The organism is Janthinobacterium sp. PSRC1-1, assembly GCF_049897525.1.
Taxonomy (GTDB): domain Bacteria; phylum Pseudomonadota; class Gammaproteobacteria; order Burkholderiales; family Burkholderiaceae_D; genus Janthinobacterium; species Janthinobacterium tructae.
Map to the genome: position 1 here is coordinate 38,182 of NZ_JAFCWK010000011.1, position 15,199 is coordinate 53,380.

The 15,199-nt window shown below is 64.1% G+C and carries 16 protein-coding genes; 11 read left to right on the forward strand and 5 right to left on the reverse strand.

Annotation, left to right across the window (positions count from 1 at the left end; translation table 11 throughout):
• The first annotated feature begins 126 nt into the window (after positions 1-126).
• Genes ACP7DW_RS21475 through ACP7DW_RS21485 form a run of 3 tightly spaced genes read left to right on the forward strand, consistent with a single transcriptional unit; the run spans position 127 to position 3,939 of the window.
• Positions 127-2,553: a DNA internalization-related competence protein ComEC/Rec2 gene (locus tag ACP7DW_RS21475; RefSeq protein ID WP_426056695.1), complete on the forward strand. Its 2,427-nt coding sequence runs from the start codon at positions 127-129 to the stop codon at positions 2,551-2,553.
• Positions 2,554-2,592: 39 nt separating this feature from the next.
• Positions 2,593-3,357 (forward strand): hypothetical protein, encoded by a 765-nt coding sequence (locus ACP7DW_RS21480; RefSeq protein ID WP_426056693.1) that lies wholly within the window; start codon positions 2,593-2,595, stop codon positions 3,355-3,357.
• 60 nt (positions 3,358-3,417) lie between these two features.
• Complete coding sequence (locus tag ACP7DW_RS21485; protein WP_426056691.1) at positions 3,418-3,939, forward strand: GNAT family N-acetyltransferase; 522 nt, start codon at positions 3,418-3,420, stop codon at positions 3,937-3,939.
• Between the two features lie 3 nt (positions 3,940-3,942).
• Here ACP7DW_RS21485 and ACP7DW_RS21490 read toward each other — a convergent pair whose 3' ends face one another.
• On the reverse strand, positions 3,943-4,866 hold the full coding sequence (locus tag ACP7DW_RS21490) for a LysR family transcriptional regulator (RefSeq protein ID WP_426056689.1): 924 nt from the start codon (positions 4,864-4,866) through the stop codon (positions 3,943-3,945).
• 151 nt (positions 4,867-5,017) lie between these two features.
• Between ACP7DW_RS21490 and ACP7DW_RS21495 the strand changes: the two genes are divergently transcribed.
• The 4 genes from ACP7DW_RS21495 (at position 5,018) to dcd (ending at position 8,069) form a co-directional block, all read left to right on the forward strand.
• Complete coding sequence (locus tag ACP7DW_RS21495) at positions 5,018-5,779, forward strand: sulfite exporter TauE/SafE family protein (protein ID WP_426056687.1); 762 nt, start codon at positions 5,018-5,020, stop codon at positions 5,777-5,779.
• A gap of 20 nt (positions 5,780-5,799) precedes the next feature.
• Positions 5,800-6,507 carry an HAD family hydrolase gene (locus ACP7DW_RS21500; protein WP_426056685.1) on the forward strand — a complete coding sequence of 236 codons (708 nt, stop codon included), beginning with the start codon at positions 5,800-5,802 and terminating at the stop codon, positions 6,505-6,507.
• A 58-nt stretch (positions 6,508-6,565) separates the two neighbouring features.
• A complete protein-coding gene (locus ACP7DW_RS21505) occupies positions 6,566-7,366 on the forward strand; it encodes an alpha/beta fold hydrolase (protein ID WP_071076829.1) in 801 nt (266 codons plus the stop codon).
• Positions 7,367-7,499: 133 nt separating this feature from the next.
• A complete protein-coding gene (dcd, locus tag ACP7DW_RS21510; RefSeq protein WP_071076830.1) occupies positions 7,500-8,069 on the forward strand; it encodes a dCTP deaminase in 570 nt (189 codons plus the stop codon).
• Between the two features lie 37 nt (positions 8,070-8,106).
• Here the strand turns inward: dcd and ACP7DW_RS21515 are convergent, their stop codons facing one another.
• Complete coding sequence (locus tag ACP7DW_RS21515; RefSeq protein WP_426056682.1) at positions 8,107-9,333, reverse strand: PrpF domain-containing protein; 1,227 nt, start codon at positions 9,331-9,333, stop codon at positions 8,107-8,109.
• Positions 9,334-9,500: 167 nt separating this feature from the next.
• Here ACP7DW_RS21515 and ACP7DW_RS21520 point away from each other — a divergent pair, with 167 nt between their 5' ends.
• Complete coding sequence (locus tag ACP7DW_RS21520) at positions 9,501-9,836, forward strand: FlxA-like family protein (RefSeq protein ID WP_426056680.1); 336 nt, start codon at positions 9,501-9,503, stop codon at positions 9,834-9,836.
• Between the two features lie 40 nt (positions 9,837-9,876).
• On the opposite strand, the gene ACP7DW_RS21525 is transcribed toward ACP7DW_RS21520, so the two are convergent.
• Both ACP7DW_RS21525 and ACP7DW_RS21530 read right to left on the reverse strand, forming a co-directional pair.
• A complete protein-coding gene (locus tag ACP7DW_RS21525; RefSeq protein ID WP_426056678.1) occupies positions 9,877-11,367 on the reverse strand; it encodes a HAMP domain-containing sensor histidine kinase in 1,491 nt (496 codons plus the stop codon).
• Positions 11,368-11,369: 2 nt separating this feature from the next.
• Positions 11,370-12,059, reverse strand: a complete 690-nt coding sequence (locus ACP7DW_RS21530; RefSeq protein ID WP_071076833.1) for a response regulator transcription factor — start codon at positions 12,057-12,059, stop codon at positions 11,370-11,372.
• A gap of 193 nt (positions 12,060-12,252) precedes the next feature.
• Here ACP7DW_RS21530 and ACP7DW_RS21535 point away from each other — a divergent pair, with 193 nt between their 5' ends.
• From ACP7DW_RS21535 to ACP7DW_RS21545, 3 genes are read left to right on the forward strand one after another with little or no spacing between them, the layout of a single operon-like run.
• Complete coding sequence (locus ACP7DW_RS21535) at positions 12,253-12,756, forward strand: Spy/CpxP family protein refolding chaperone (RefSeq protein WP_426056676.1); 504 nt, start codon at positions 12,253-12,255, stop codon at positions 12,754-12,756.
• Between the two features lie 30 nt (positions 12,757-12,786).
• Complete coding sequence (locus tag ACP7DW_RS21540) at positions 12,787-12,957, forward strand: hypothetical protein (protein ID WP_426056674.1); 171 nt, start codon at positions 12,787-12,789, stop codon at positions 12,955-12,957.
• Positions 12,915-13,757, forward strand: a complete 843-nt coding sequence (locus tag ACP7DW_RS21545) for an intradiol ring-cleavage dioxygenase (protein ID WP_426056673.1) — start codon at positions 12,915-12,917, stop codon at positions 13,755-13,757. The genes ACP7DW_RS21540 and ACP7DW_RS21545 overlap by 43 nt, the downstream gene beginning before the upstream one ends.
• On the opposite strand, the gene ACP7DW_RS21550 is transcribed toward ACP7DW_RS21545, so the two are convergent.
• Complete coding sequence (locus tag ACP7DW_RS21550; RefSeq protein ID WP_426056671.1) at positions 13,754-15,199, reverse strand: DUF1501 domain-containing protein; 1,446 nt, start codon at positions 15,197-15,199, stop codon at positions 13,754-13,756. The two genes, ACP7DW_RS21545 and ACP7DW_RS21550, sit on opposite strands and share 4 nt — an antisense overlap.

The following is a 15,199-nucleotide window of genomic DNA, read 5'->3' on the forward strand; positions in this document are numbered from 1 at the left end:
TAAATCGCTTGAGATTGATGGATATCAAACAAGTGAGTTTCTGTTCCTGGGCAATGGGTGGAAAGTCTATTCTTTCACAGGCAGCGCCCACTTCTTCCTGTCAGTATTTGAACGCAAGGCCGCATCATGCGCATGGGCATCCTTGGTTTTGCAATCGGTGCGGTCCTGCTGCAAATGCAGGCGGAACTACCCGCCGCTGCAGGTAGGGTACTGTTGTGCATGTTGGTTGTCGCGCTGGCGTATGCGTTGTTGATGTACCTGCAGCGGTGGGCCTTGGGTGGCGTCGCCGGCTTGTGCTATGGCGCCGCCTTGGGCTTCTTCTGGGCCGCCTGGCTGGCCCAGGCCGCCATGGCGCCGCAACTGGCGCTGGCCGATGAAGGCCAGGACATTACCGTCACGGGCACGGTGGCCAGCCTGCCGTACCGTTTCGAGCAGGGCGTGCGCTTCAATTTTGCCGTGGAGAAGGCGGTGGGCGCCAAGGTGCCGCCTTTGATCGCCCTGTCCTGGTACGCGGGTTTCCGTGATGCCGTGACGAACGAGGTGGGCGACGTGCAGCCGGGCGAGCGCTGGCGTTTGACGGTGCGGCTGCAGCGTCCACATGGCAACGCGAATCCCATGGGCTTTGACTACGAGGCATGGCTGCTGGAGCAGGGCGTGCGCGCCACGGGCTATGTGCGGCCGCAGCCGCGCGCCGATACGCCGAACGTGCGCCAGGCCGCCTTCGTGCCCGGCTTCGGCAATGTGGTCGAAGCGAGCCGCGCGGCGTTGCGCGCGCGCATCCTGCGCAGTCTGGAAGGCAAGCAGTATGCGGGCGTGATCGTGGCGCTGGTGGTGGGCGACCAGCGCGCCATTCCCCAGTCGGACTGGCAAGTGTTCAACCGCACGGGCGTCAGTCACCTGATTTCGATTTCTGGCTTGCACATTACGATGATCGCGGGCCTGTTCGCCTTGGGCGCAGGTGCGCTGTGGCGGCGCTCGTTTTTCACGGAGCGGCAACTGCCGTTGCTGCTGCCGGCGCAAAAAGTGGCGGCCCTGGCCGGCGCGCTGGCGGCATTTGTGTATGTGCTGCTGGCCGGTTTTGGCGTGCCCGCGCAGCGCACTTTATATATGTTGCTGGTGGTGGCGCTGGCCCTGTGGCTGGGGCGCATCACCAGCATCGGCCATATCCTGTGTCTGGCGCTGGGCGTGGTCGTGCTGCTCGATCCTTGGGCCGTGCTGTGGCCTGGTTTCTGGCTGTCGTTCGGCGCCGTCGCCACCATGCTGTACGCGACGGCGGGCCGCACCACGGCGTCCTTGCCGCAGAGCGCCGGCCGCTGGCGCCGCTTGCGCGCGGCCGTGGCGCTGGGCGCGCATACGCAGTATGTGGTGACGGTGGGGCTGGTACCGTTGACGATGCTGCTGTTTTCGCAAGTGTCATTGGTCAGCCCCGTGGCCAATGCGCTGGCCATTCCCGTCATCAGCCTGCTCGTCACGCCCTTGTCGCTGGCCGGCAGCCTGCTGCCGGCGCCTTTGTGCGACTGGCTATTGCTGCTGGCACACGCCATCGTGCAGATGCTGGCGCAGGTACTGGACTGGCTGGGTGCGCGCCGTTTTGCCGTGTGGACGGCGCCCGCGCCGCCAATCTGGAGTTTTTGCTGGGCATTGTTTGGCACGGCATGGCTGCTGGCGCCACGCGGCTGGCCGCATCGCTGGGCGGGCATGCTGGGCTGGCTGCCGCTGCTGACGGCCTTGCCGTCCAGCCCGCCACCTGGCCAGATGTGGGTCACTGCCTTTGACGTGGGACAAGGCATGGCCGTGCTGGTGGAAACCCATGGACACCGCTTGCTGTACGACACGGGACCCGCCTACAGCCTCGACTCCGATGGCGCCAGCCGGGTCATCGTGCCTTACTTGCGCGCGCGCGGCATCGCCAAACTCGACGGCGTGATCATTTCCCACAGCGACCTCGATCACGCGGGTGGCGCCGTATCCCTGCTGGAAAACGTGCAGGTGGGCTGGCTGGCTTCGTCGCTGTTCGATGGCCACCCGGCCGTCGAGGCGCGGCGGCAAGCCCGGCGTCCGTATCTGCATTGCGTTGCCGGTCAACGCTGGACCTGGGAAGGCGTGCACTTCGCCATGCTGCACCCGCTGCCCGCCAGCCACGCGGACATCAGCCTGACGCCGAACGCCCGCAGCTGCACCGTGAAAATCACGGCGGGCAAGCATGCGATCTTGCTGGCCGGCGACATCGAAGCGGCACAGGAAGCGCAACTGCTGGCGCGCTCGGTGGACGGTGACTTGGCGGCCGACGTGCTGCTGGCGCCGCACCACGGCAGCGGCACGTCATCGACGCCGGCGTTTTTGAACGCCGTCCATCCGGCCCTGGCGATTTTCCAGGTCGGACACAGGAATCGCTATAAACATCCGAAGGCGCAGGTGTATGCGCGCTATGGCGAGATGGGTATTGCGCGGCTGCGCACGGATGTGGAAGGGGCGGTGGTGATGGAGTTTGGGGGCAATATTGATGTGATGCAGTATCGGGCTAGCCGGCCGCGTTATTGGCATGGGCGATAAGGTAATGCGCCTCACCGGATGCCGAACAGGAGATTTACTATGTGCGATGAATGCAATCCCTTCGAGCGCTTGCTGGCGAAAGCCGACGCTGGTTATCGGCGCCTGCGTTCGATTCGGTGGGATCAATGGTTGCGTCATGTGGACGAGGTTTCGCCAGCGTTGGCGCAGGCGATGCGGCATACGGGTATTGGCATTGCGAGTGGCTTGTTTACTGGCTTGATCTTATTTGGATTGCAATTTACGAGTGATCAGCCTGTCAATGACATGGCCAAGTCGCTGCAGTGCAAATTTATCGTGCATTACCAGGATATCCCAGCGCCCTTGTTCAATCTGGTCCTATTTCTGGTGGCATGCACCATGTTGTTGACTGCCGAGTGGGGGCATTTTCTTAGGCAGAAAGTGCTGGTGCCTGTCATACATGGCATCTCGCATACAGTGTCAATTACCACCGGGATGTTATTGTCGCTCGTCTTTTCTGAAGTGTTGACGAAGAGGTTTCTACCGAATGTCAGGCAATGGTTAGGCAGCCTCCTTGTTATTTTGATAGTGTGGATACTCGCAGTGACGATGAACGCCGTTATTTATTTGTGTCGCTACGGCGCGGTGGGACTATGGCGAAAGAACAGCGGCGCTGGCGAAGACTATGCTGCGCCGCAAAAAAAATATGAGATCCTGCACTTTATTTTTCCACTGGTGGGCATTTTTCTTATCTTTTACCTGTGGGGAGATGTCAAGCGAAGTGCCGTGCAGGTGGCGGATGCCGCCAAGGCCAGCAAGGTGGCGGCTTGTGCAGTTGCACACTAGCTGTTTTCATATTCGCTTCAGCCAGCATCTCAACGGAAGAACCCAGTCGAGGAGCGTTGATTGTTACATCGAAGCACCCATTATCTGATCAGTCCGGCCCAAGCCGCCGACATTGACGCCATCACGGCTTTGCTGCAAGCCAATTCCCCCTCGCAGGGAGGCAGCCTGACGGGAGAGTTTTCGCGCGACAAGGTGGCCGCCATGGCGGCTGGACAATCGCCCGTCATCGTGTCGCGGCGCGCGGCGGACGGGCCTGTCGTTGGCGTGCTGTTCAGCGCGGCGACAGCCACCGTGCAGGCGCCCGTGGTATTGGCCATGCTGGCCGCGTATGCGGGAAGAGACAACGCCTATGTGTACGGTCCCGTCTGCATTGCGGACTCGGAACGGGGGCAGGGCTTGCTGGCGCTGCTGTACTCCGCCATGCGGGAGCGGCATGGCGGTGCGGAGGCCGTGCTGTTCATTCGGCGCGACAATATTGCTTCGCTTCGCGCGCATGAACGGCTGGGCATGCGCGAGGTGGCCGCCTTTCTCTTTGATGGCGCACAGTTTGCCGTGTATAGCGATGCCATCGCCGCCAAATAGACGCTAACATTCTCGTTCATCCGGTATCTCCAGCCCCCGCTGCCGGACATATTCCAGAAACAGCCGCGCCCCCTTGGCCATCCTCGACGTGCCATACACGGCATGGATGCTGGGATCGAGCTCCTTTGACGACGTCAGCCGGTACGCCGTGCAGACCCTGCGTAAATTGCCGGCGGCCACGGCCGGTTCGGCCAGCCAGCTGGCCAGGCGCACGATGCCGGCGCCTTCCAGGGCCGCCTGGAAAGTGGCGATGCCGGAAGTGAAGCGGAAGCGCGGTTGCACCTGGTAGCGCACGTTGCGTTCGGTGGAGACAAAATGCCAGTCGCGCAGGATGCGCGGGGCCGAGTGCATGATGATGTCGTGGCCGGCCAGCTCTTCCGGTTCATCGGGCGCGCCCATGCGTTCTATGTAGCCGGGCGAGGCGTACATGTAGCGGCGGTAATTCCACAGGGGATAGCCGATCAGCTCGCTAGACTGAGGGAAGGCGCCGCGGATGGCGAAATCGAGCTTTTCCTGGATGGGGTCGATCGATTTATCGGAGAAATGGATGTCCACCGACACATTCGGGTAGTCGCGCGAAAACTGCGCCACCACCTTCGGCAAGAAACCCAGCGACAGGATTTCCGGCGCCGAGAGGCGCACCCAGCCTTGCGGCGAGTTGCTCAACTCGGCCAATTGGTCTTCCGCCTCGGCCTGCGTTTCCAGCAAGTGCTTGGCCGACGCGTAATACGTCTCGCCGGCTGTCGTCAGGGTGAACTGCTTTTGCGTGCGCAGGATCAGTTCGGCGCCGATGGCGTCTTCGAGGAACTGGATGGCGCGCGTGACGGCCGACGGCGAGCGTCCCAGCATGCGCGCCGCGTGGATGAAGCTGCGCTTTTCGACCACGGTGCAGAAGGCGCGGATCTCCCACATCAGTTTCATCGACATCGCGTGGCTCCCGGCAAAAGAGGCCAGTAGACCGCATGGGGCGAATTCCGTCAAGCGTTACGCCTGATTGCGTTTTCCGCAATTTGAAGTTGCATCCGGAAAAATCCACGGCGCCTATACTGCCGCTGTCGCCCATTCCTCATTGCCTATCATGCTGACCATCTCACTGCTGTGTTTATTTGCCTTCTTTGCCGGCCTGATCGATGCCGCCGTGGGCGGGGGCGGGCTGATACAGCTGCCGGCCCTGTTCAACCTGATGCCGAACATGGCCTCGACCTCCTTGCTGGGCACGAATAAACTGGCATCGGCCTGCGGCACCACGTTTGCCGCCCGCTCGTTCGTCGGCAAGGTCAACATTCCCTGGCTGCTGGTGCTGCCCGCCGTGGCCAGCGCCTTTGTCATGTCCTTCCTCGGCGCGGCCGCCGTATCGTATGTGCCGCAGCAGGTGGTGCGCCCGATGGTGCTGGTGTTGATCATTATCATGGCCATCTACACCTTCATCAAGAAGGATTTCGGCACGACGCGCGAAGCGCGCCCGATCGGCCCGCGTGAACGCATCCTGGCCATCGTCATCGGCGGCGCCATCGGCTTTTATGACGGCCTGTTCGGGCCGGGCACGGGCAGCTTTTTGATTTTCCTGTTCATCCGCGTCTTCGGCTTCGATTTCATCCTCGCCTCGGCCTGCTCGAAACTGGTGAATATCGGCACCAACGTGGCCGCGCTGGCCTTTTTCATTCCCGCCGGCCACGTGGTGTACGCGGTGGCCGCACCGATGGCCGTGTGCAATATCCTGGGTGCGCTGACGGGTACCTGGATCGCGGTGCGCCGCGGCGCCGCCTTCGTGCGCATCCTCTTCCTCGTGCTGCTGGTGCTGCTGATCGTGAAATTGTCGTACGACATCTTCTTCAAGTAAGTTTTGAGCCTAGCCTAGTCATGAAAACCATCCAGGGTGTGCTATGGGACAACGATGGCGTGCTGGTTAACACCGAGCAGCTATTTTACGAAAGCAACCGCGATTTGCTCTTGCCCTACGGCATAGACCTGACGCCCAAGCAATTCTTTGACTGGTTCCTGGACAATAACTACGGCGCCTGGCATGTGCTGCTGGGGCAGGGCCACGCGATCGAGCTGGTCGAGCGCCTGCGCGCCGAGCGCACCGTGCTGTTTGCGCAACGCTTGCGCCAGGCGCGCCAGCTGGCCATGCCCGGCATCGCGCAAGTACTGGCGGCGCTGCGCCCGCACGTGGCCATGGGCGTGGTCACCAGCGCCTACGCACAGCATTTCCAGATCAGCCATGCGGCCACGGGCATGTTGCGCCACTTCGATTTCGTGCTGACGCGTGAAATGTATGGCGAAAGCAAGCCGGCCCCCGATGGCTACCAGATGGGCTTGCAGCGCCTGGGCCTGGCTGCGGCCCAATGCGTGGCGGTGGAAGATTCGCCGCGCGGCTTGCGCGCCGCCAGGGCAGCCGGGCTGGAATGCATCATTGTGCGCAATCACATGAACCGCGAGCATGCGTTTGACGATGCTTTTTGCGTAGTGGAATCGAGCGCCGAGCTGGGCGCGGTGCTGGCCTCGTTCGTGCCCGGCATGGCGCCGGCGCCCCCGCTGCTGCCTCAGAAATTAGAGGTCTTCCTCTGATACGTCTTGCCGGCATGCCATTACAATTGCCTATCGCATTCACCGGCACCATCCCACGATGACACTCCCGCAACTGCACTTTGCCCACGCCAACAGCTATCCCGCCGGCACCTACCGCAAGCTGTTCGGCCTGCTGGGCCAGCACTACAGCGTGCAGGCGCTCGACATGCATGCGCACGACCCGGCATATCCCGTCAGCACGGGCTGGCCCGAGCTGGTGCGCGAGTATATCGATGACCTGGAGCGCCGCTACAGCGCGCCCGTGATCCTCGTCGGCCATTCGCTGGGCGGCATGCTCAGCGTGATGGTGGCCAAGCAGCGGCCCGACCTGGTGCGCTGCGTGGTCTTGCTCGATTCGCCCGTGGTGGCGGGCTGGCGCGCCTTGCTGGTGCGCCTGGCGCGCAACACGGCGCTGGGCGAGCGGTTTTCGCCGTCGCGCTTTTCCGCCCGGCGGCGCAAGCAGTGGCCCGATGCGCAAGCCGCGTATGCCCACTTTGCCGCCAAGGACATGTTCGCCATCTGGGCGCCGCAGGTGTTGCGCGACTACATCGACAGCGGCCTGGTTCCCCATCCGGACGGGGTGCAGCTGCGCTTTACGCGCGAAGTGGAAACGGATGTCTACCGCAGCCTGCCGCACCATATCGGCGGCCTCGTCAAGGATGGTTTACAGGTGCCCATCGGCTTTATCGGCGGCACGGAATCGGTGGAATGCCGCCAGGCGGGCTTGAAGGCCACGCGCAAGCTGGTCGGCAAGTTTTTCCGCCAGGTGCCGGGCGGCCATCTGTTTCCCATGGAAAACCCTGAACTGACGGCGCAAGTCGTGCGCGAGATGATCACTTCCTTGCTGGCGAAACAGTAGCCTGAGACCAACGATTTTCATCTTGCAAGGGCCAACAGTGGCGGATTTTCGCGTAAAATCCTGCCATTCGGGCCGTGCCTGCAGCAGGCGTGCGGCCCCCGCCATTCCGATATTCTAGAAAGATACCCCTGCGATGACGATTAAAAGCGATAAATGGATACGCCGCATGGCCGAATCAACGGGCATGATCGAGCCGTTCGAACCGGGCCAGGTCAAGGAACGCGACGGCAACCGCATCGTTTCCTATGGCACCTCCAGCTATGGCTATGACATCCGCTGCGCCGACGAGTTCAAGCTGTTTACCAACATCAACACCACCATCGTCGACCCGAAGGATTTTGATGCGAACAACTTCGTCGATGTGTCGGGCAAGGGCTATTGCATCATCCCGCCGAACTCGTTCGCGCTGGCCCGTACGGTCGAGTATTTCCGCATTCCCCGCAACGTATTGACGATTTGCCTGGGCAAGAGCACCTACGCGCGCTGCGGCATCATCGTCAACGTCACCCCGTTCGAACCGGAATGGGAAGGTTTCGTGACCCTGGAATTTTCGAATACGACACCGTTGCCGGCGAAAATCTACGCCAACGAAGGCGTGGCGCAAGTGCTGTTCTTCGAGTCCGATGAAGTGTGCGAAACCTCGTACAAGGACCGCGGCGGCAAGTACCAGGGCCAGGTTGGCGTGACCTTGCCGAAGACCTGATGGATTGCCGGGGCGAGGCGCCGCCCCTGGCCTTGTTTTAAATCTGGCTCAGCAGCCAGGCTTTCAGCGCGGCGGAAGCCTGGTATAGCGGCACATGGCCGCGCAGCAGGATTTGCGCGCTGCGCCGGTACGCCGCACCGTGGATGGCGATGTGTCCCACCGGATCTTGACGCGCCACGATGGTGGTGTCCAGGATGCCGGCCGGGTTTTCGATGCCGACCTCGATATCCCTGTCTGCCAGCCCGACGGGCGGCAAGCCATGCGCCAGGCCATGCGCCACCGTTCCTTCTATCAAGCATGCCGCCGCCAGGCAGCAGCCGCCCGAGACGGCCAGCGAGGCGTGGCCCGCTTGCGGCGTGAAGTAGCGTACCGCAATATGTCCCTCTCGCGCCGCCGCGCCCACGATGCAGAACTTGGGGATGGTTTCGCTGCGTTCCAGTTCTTCCAGTGTCATCAATGCGCCATCGCGCCGCCGCAAGCCCATCAACAGTCCCGCCGCGCTCCACACCTGGCGGATGGCCTGCATGAAAGCCGTGTCCGCCTCCAGTTCCCGTACCGGTTCCTGCGCCGTCTTGCCGAACTGGCTCGCCAGCGCGATGACCATGGGCACGGCCACGTCCACGCACGAGACGTCATAGCCGTGCACCTGGTCTTGTACATTTCCTGTTGGTAGTAATTTGCCTGTCTTGGCGCCTGCTGGCTGCTGCAGGAACAGGTCGACGCGGGGGAAGCTGCCGGGTACGCCGGGAATGCTGCTCGCCGTAAAGCTGCCATCGAGTTCGCGCGCCATGCGCGAGGTGGTGATGACGCCCGTGTTGGTGTTGCGGATATCGATATCGTGCGCGCCGATCGCCAGGGCCTCGATCACGCCGCTGTCCAGGCCCCACAGTTGCAAGGCCGACGACATATTGCCGCAGTTCACGCTCCAGTCGATATGCGCATGCTCGCCAGCCAGCTGCGCCAGGGTGCTGACCAGGCGCGGCTGGCCCGCATGCCGTTCCACCTCGGCGAGGAAGACTTTGTTGCTGGTGGGTGCGCCGCGTCCCAGGCCCGTGATCTGCCGGTTGCCTGGCAACGGGCGGGACTGGGGCGTGCCCATCAGGTGGCGCAGCAATTCCTCGCGCAGTGCCAGGTCCGCCGGCACGCTGGCCGCATGCAGAACCAGGCCCGTCGACGTGCCGCCACGCATGTGGTGGACGGGAAACTCGATCACGCCGCAGCGCTGGCGGAGCACGAGGTCGGGCAGGGCGGGCAGCAAGGGCATGGCGATCCGATCAAGGTACGTCTGGGGAGCTGCCAGTGTGCCAGTTTTTTGTGCCGAGGAGCAAGAGTGCGTGCCGGCGGCCGTCTTTACCTGCCTTTACACCCGCGGCCCTACATCCGCGCCCCTGCCTGCCGTTAACCTTGGTATTGACACATCGAGGAGGCAGTATGGTAGCGGCAATCGGTTCAGGCAGCGCAGTCGGCGCGGCCGGTAGCGCCAGTTCGGGCAGCAGTTCGCAGATCGCGGCGCTGCAAAAGCAGATCACGGCGGCGCAAAAAGAATTGACGGAATCGCAAAAGGGCGAGCAGACGGAGGCGTCGCAAAAGCTGCAACAGCAGCTGGCACAGCAAATCCAGGCCTTGCAGGCGCAAATTGCCCAGTTACAGGCGGCAGCGGCGCAGGCGCAGCAAGCTTCTCAGACGGCCAGCAGCGCCGATACGGCGACGAGTCCGGCCAAGTCAAGCTCGTCGACCCTGGGCAGCATCATCGATACGCAGGCGTAGCAGCACATCCGCGCGTCAATACGCCAGGCTCGCCGACAGGTCAGCCTGGCGTTTTGACGGGCAACAGCATTTCCACGCACAGCCCGCCACCACTGCGCAAGCTGGCCGCTATGCGGCCGCCATGGGCGCTGATGACGTGCTGGGCGATGGCCAGGCCCAGGCCATGGCCGTCCGTGCTGTGCTGGGTATGGCTGGCGCGGAAGAACGGTTCAAAAATGCGGGCCAGGTCGGCGCTGGCCACGCCGGGGCCGCGGTCCAGCACGGCAATGCGCAGCAGATCCTGCTTGCCGTCATGCCGGCGCGACAAATTCACTTCCACCGTGCCGCCGTCGGGGCTGTGCTTGATGGCATTGCGCACCACGTTTTCCACGGCGCGCGCCAGCAGTTCCGGCCGGCCCGTGACAGCGGCGTCGGCAATGGCCGCGTCGCCCGCCAGGGTGATGCCGACCTGGCGCGCCTTCGCCTCGTAGCGGGCATCTTCCATCATGTCGTGCAACAGGTCGGCGATGCCGACGTCTTCGCTGAGGGGCGAGCCGGCGCCCGCTTCCAGCCGCGACAGGGTCAGCAGCTCGCCGATCAGCTTATCCATGCGTTCGCTTTCGCGTTCGATGCGCTGCAGCGAGGCGTCCATCTTGTCCGGCTGCTGGTGCGCCAGACCGATGGCCGCTTGCAAGCGCGCCAGCGGCGAGCGCAGTTCGTGCGACACATCGTGCAGCAAGCGCGTCTGGCTCTCCATGAGGCTGCGCAAACGGCCCGTCATGCGGTCGAAATCGCGGCCCAGGTCCGTCAATTCATCGCCGCGCTTGCCGCTGGCGTGAAAACGCGGCGCCAGGTCGCCATGCGAGGCAGCCTCGAATGCTTGCCGCAGGTCGCGGATGGGACGCGCAAAATACCAGGCCAGCAAGAAGGAGAACAGCAGGCTGGCGGCGATGGCGGCGGCCAGCGGAATGAAGGTGCGGTAGGGGCTGTCCATGCGCGGGCCCGGTGGCATGCCGCGGCCGAAGTCGCCGCGTGGCGGCGGGGCGCCCGCTGCGTTGGGCCGTGGACCGGCTGCCATGCCGCGCGGGCCGCTCATGGTGACAGCGTTGAGCGTGTCGCGCGCCGCGCCCGCTTCGGCATTGCGGAAACGTTCGGACGAGGGCAGGAACAGCAGGTAGCGCACGCCGTCGCGGCCGATGACCTCGCGCACCACGGCATGGGGCGAGCCTTGCGCCAGCAGCGCGCGCGCCTTGGCCAGCATGGCGGGATGCACCGTGCGGCCCATCAGTTCTTTCCCTTGGGCATCGACGGCGAATACGCGCATGCGTTCGAGCTTGCCCAGGAATTGCCGCAAGGCCTGGCTGCCGCCCGCTTCCACGGTGGCGCTGGCCGCCTCGATGATCATTTGCGCCGGCGGACTGGTATCGATGCCGAGGGCCCGCTCCTGCTGCGCCGCCCGGTTTTTCAGCCAGAAGGTACCGCCGATGCCGATGGTGGCCGTCACTTGCGCCAGCATGATGCACAGAAAAAACTTCCAGAACAGACGGCCCACGCTTACTCCTTGATCAGCTGGTAGCCGAGACGGTAGACGGTCTGCAGGCAGGAACGGCCGTCGGCCAGGCTGCCCAGCTTGCGGCGCAGGCTGCTCAAGTGCACGTCGATATTGCGGTCGAAGCGGGCCATGGGCCGGCCCAGGCCCAGTTCCGACAATTGATTCTTGCTCACGGGCTTGCCCGCATGGCGCACCAGCACTTCCAGCAGATTGAATTCCGTGCTCGTCAGCTCCAGGTGCGCGCCGGCCCAGGCAACGCGGCGCTGTTCCGGCCACATCGTCAGTTGTCCAACAGCCAGCGGTGCCAGGCCCGAGCTGTCGTGCGGCGCCGCTTGCGAACGGCGCAGGATGGCGCGGATGCGCGCCGTCAGTTCGCGCGGCGTGCACGGCTTGGTCACGTAATCGTCGGCGCCCAGCTCCAGGCCGACGATGCGGTCCGTATCGTCGCCGCGCGCCGTCAGCATCAGGATGGGCAGGTTGCTGCCGGCGCGGATGCGGCGCAGGGTTTCCAGGCCATTCATGCGCGGCATCATGACGTCGAGGACGGCGATGGCGTACAGGCCCGTCAGTGCCTCGGCCGCGCCGCTTTCGCCGTCATGCACGGCGCGGGCGTCAAAACCTTCCTGCGTCAGGTATTCCTGGAACATGCCGACCAGTTCCACGTCGTCATCGATTAACAAAACCTTGCTCATGCCTGTGCTTTTTTCGGGTGAATATCGCCCGATGATAGCAGTCAGCAGGGGTGGTTCAGGGCCCTTTTACCCGCTTTTACATGCGTCTGCTTACATTTGCGCAGCTTCTTTTACATGCTTTTACGCGGCCCTAACGTTGCTTTACATGCCAGACGCCGACAATCAGGGCTGATCGCCACGAAAGGAAAACCCGATGAAACACCTGAGTATCGCCGTCTCCCTGTTGCTGCTGTCCGCCTGCAGCATGCCGCTGCTGGCGCTGGCCCAGCAAGCATCCGCACCGGACGGCCCGCTAGCGCGTGCCATGGAAGGGCCGCCGCCCGGCGTCGTCCATGGTCCCGGCGGCCCTGGCGCGCCAGGCTTGCCGCCGTTCCTGCACGGTATCGAGTTGAGCGAGGCGCAGCAGGACAAGGTTTTCGCCGCCACCTACGCCCAGGCGCCCTTGCTGCGGGAACAGGAAAAGATCGCCTTCAAGGCCCATGCGCAGCTGCGCGAGCTGGCTGCATCGAGCGCCTACGACGATGCGAAGGCCGGTGCGCTGGCCAACACGGCGGCGCACGCCATGGCGACAATCAGCTTGCTGCAGGCGCGGCTGGAGCAGCAATTGCTGGCCGTGCTGACGCCGGAACAGCGCAAGCAAGCGCAGCTGCGGCGCGACAGCCGCCAGGGCTTGCACGCTTCCCAGCGCCCGCGGTAAGCGGCAGGCGCGAGCACAGGGAGAGTCTGCATGCGCATCCAAGCCCCGCGTCCGGACCGCAGCTTGCCGGCGTTTTCGCGCCAGGCGACCCAGGCGCTGTACTTGTGCGCCAGTCTGAGTCCCGCCTTGGCGGGCTTGCCCCATTTGTTGGAGTATGTATGGAATTACATGATCACGGTCTGGTATCCGACCTCGAAATGATGCGGCAGGCGGCCGAGCGGCGGCAAGTCCTGCGCTGGCTGCTGGCCGGCGCCGCCACCTTGCCTTTGATGAGCTGCGGCGGCGGTTCGGCGGCAGGCGGCGCTGCCAGCACGGGCACGTCCGGCAGCGCCGTCACGCTACCGGTCGCGGGCGCCTGCCCGGTGATGCCCGAGGAAACGGGCGGGCCGTATCCGGCCGATGGCACGAACACGCATGGCGGCAGCATCATCAACGTGCTGAAGCAGTCGGGCGTGGTGCGCAGCGATATCCGCGCCAGTTTTAACGGCGCCACGGGTGTGGCGGAGGGCGTGCCATTGAGCATCAAGTTGCAGTTGCTTAACGCCAGCGCCAGCTGCGCCAGCCTGGCCGGCTATGCCGTGTATGTATGGCATTGCGACCGCGACGGCTTGTATTCGCTGTATTCGAGCGGCGTGACGGCGCAAAATTACCTGCGCGGCGTGCAGGAAACGGATGCGTCCGGCAATCTCGGTTTTACGACGATCTTTCCCGGCTGCTATGCGGGGCGCATGCCGCACGTGCATGTCGAGGTGTATCCCAGCCTGGACAAGGCGGCTAGCGGCGCGAACCGCCTCAAGACGTCGCAGTTCACCTTCCCGATGGCAACCTTGAACGAGGCCTACACGGCCAGCGGCTACACGGCCAGCGTGCGCAACCTGGCGCAGATCAGCTATGCCACCGACAACGTTTTCAGCGACGGCAGCAGCTTGCAGATGGCCACGGTGACGGGCAATGCCACGCAGGGCTATGTCGTCACCCTGAGCATCGCCGTGAACGGTTAAGTGACTGTCATGAAACCCAGATCGCGCTGGCTGAAGTTGCCGATATTCGGGAACACCTCGGCCAGCTGGCTGTCGGCCACGCCGAACCACTTGGCCAGGGTGGCGCCGTACTGGTCGACGGAGGTGGTCGGCAGCAGGGCGCCGGAACCCACGTCCAGCGCATGGCCCAGGCCCGTGGCGGGGACGGTGCCGTAGATGTCGCCCCCTTTCACGGCACCGCCCACGATAAAGTGGTGCGCGCCCCAGCCGTGGTCCGTGCCGTCGCCGTTGCTGCTGAAGGTGCGGCCGAAGTCCGAGGCCGTGAAGGTCGTCACCTGGCGCCGTACATCGGTGCCCTGCAGGGCCGCCAGGGTGGCGTCGAAATACGCCAGCGCGTGTGCCAGGCGCGCCATCAGGTCGCCATGCAATTCCTTCTGGCGGTCATGCGTGTCGAAACTGCCCAAGGTCACATAAAACACTTGCCGTTTCGCCGCCAGGGCGCCGCGCCCGCCGATGATGCGCGCCACCGTCTGCAATTGCACGGCCAGCTGGTTGACGCCGGACGCGCCCGTGTTCGGGTTGACATAGGGCGGCGGATTGGGCACGCCACCCGCGCCGGCCGCCAGCATGGCGCCGCTCAGCACGCCCTGGCTGGAAATGGCGCGCTGCACCGTCGCCACGTGTTCCTGCTCCATCAGGTCGTCGCCCGCCGTGCTGATGATGTCGCGCAAGGCGGTCTCGCCCTGGGTGCTGCCGAACAGATAGCCGCTGCCGATATTGCGGATGGGTACGGCGCCCGCCTTGCCCACCTGGAACTGGCGCACCTGGCGCCCGCTGAGGAACAGCGCGTTCGACGCGGCCGAGATGGCCGTAAACGTGGCATTGCCGTTGCCCGTGCCGAGCAGGTCGCCCAGGCGTCCGCCCCAGCCCACGCTGGCGCCTTCCGGCAAGCCCGATTGCCAGGTCGATTGCTGGTCGTTATGCGAAAACAGTTTCGGCGGCAGCGCCACATTGCCCGCCTTGTATTGCGCCAGGGTGACAGGCTGGATCAGGGTGCCCACATTGGCAAGGATGGCGGCGCGGCCGCCGTCGAACAGGTCTTTCACGGGGGCGAGGGCGGGATGCAGGGCAAAGCTGCGGCCTGCCTGCGCCGTGGCGGGCACGATCGGCAGCACGCCGCCCGTTTCGCCCACGCCGGGCAGGTGGATCGAATCGTTGCCGCCCGTGTTGCGTAACCGTAAGTATTCACTCCAGGATGGCGTGTCGGTGGCCAGCACCGTGTTGAAGGTATCGTTGCCGCCGGCCATGAACAGGCACACGAGAGCCTTGTAGTCGTCGGCCGACTGGGCCGCTGCCTGGCCCATGGCGGCTAGGTTGAGGGCGAATGGCGCAGCCGTGCTGCCGGCCAGGCCCAGCATGGAGCCGAGGAAGCGCCGGCGCGAGAAGTGGGAGGTGATAGTCAT

Bases quoted from the DNA above. Each gene is read 5' to 3' on its own strand.
- ACP7DW_RS21515 (WP_426056682.1), bottom strand. From the start codon at position 9,333: ATGCCCTTGCTGCCCGCCCTGCCCGACCTCGTGCTCCGCCAGCGCTGC.
- ACP7DW_RS21505 (WP_071076829.1), top strand. From the start codon at position 6,566: ATGACACTCCCGCAACTGCACTTTGCCCACGCCAACAGCTATCCCGCC.
- ACP7DW_RS21545 (WP_426056673.1), top strand. From the start codon at position 12,915: ATGGAATTACATGATCACGGTCTGGTATCCGACCTCGAAATGATGCGG.
- ACP7DW_RS21520 (WP_426056680.1), top strand. From the start codon at position 9,501: ATGGTAGCGGCAATCGGTTCAGGCAGCGCAGTCGGCGCGGCCGGTAGC.
- ACP7DW_RS21495 (WP_426056687.1), top strand. From the start codon at position 5,018: ATGCTGACCATCTCACTGCTGTGTTTATTTGCCTTCTTTGCCGGCCTG.
- ACP7DW_RS21500 (WP_426056685.1), top strand. From the start codon at position 5,800: ATGAAAACCATCCAGGGTGTGCTATGGGACAACGATGGCGTGCTGGTT.
- ACP7DW_RS21535 (WP_426056676.1), top strand. From the start codon at position 12,253: ATGAAACACCTGAGTATCGCCGTCTCCCTGTTGCTGCTGTCCGCCTGC.
- ACP7DW_RS21490 (WP_426056689.1), bottom strand. From the start codon at position 4,866: ATGTCGATGAAACTGATGTGGGAGATCCGCGCCTTCTGCACCGTGGTC.
- dcd (WP_071076830.1), top strand. From the start codon at position 7,500: ATGACGATTAAAAGCGATAAATGGATACGCCGCATGGCCGAATCAACG.
- ACP7DW_RS21550 (WP_426056671.1), bottom strand. From the start codon at position 15,199: ATGACTATCACCTCCCACTTCTCGCGCCGGCGCTTCCTCGGCTCCATG.
- ACP7DW_RS21475 (WP_426056695.1), top strand. From the start codon at position 127: ATGCGCATGGGCATCCTTGGTTTTGCAATCGGTGCGGTCCTGCTGCAA.
- ACP7DW_RS21540 (WP_426056674.1), top strand. From the start codon at position 12,787: ATGCGCATCCAAGCCCCGCGTCCGGACCGCAGCTTGCCGGCGTTTTCG.
- ACP7DW_RS21530 (WP_071076833.1), bottom strand. From the start codon at position 12,059: ATGAGCAAGGTTTTGTTAATCGATGACGACGTGGAACTGGTCGGCATG.
- ACP7DW_RS21480 (WP_426056693.1), top strand. From the start codon at position 2,593: ATGTGCGATGAATGCAATCCCTTCGAGCGCTTGCTGGCGAAAGCCGAC.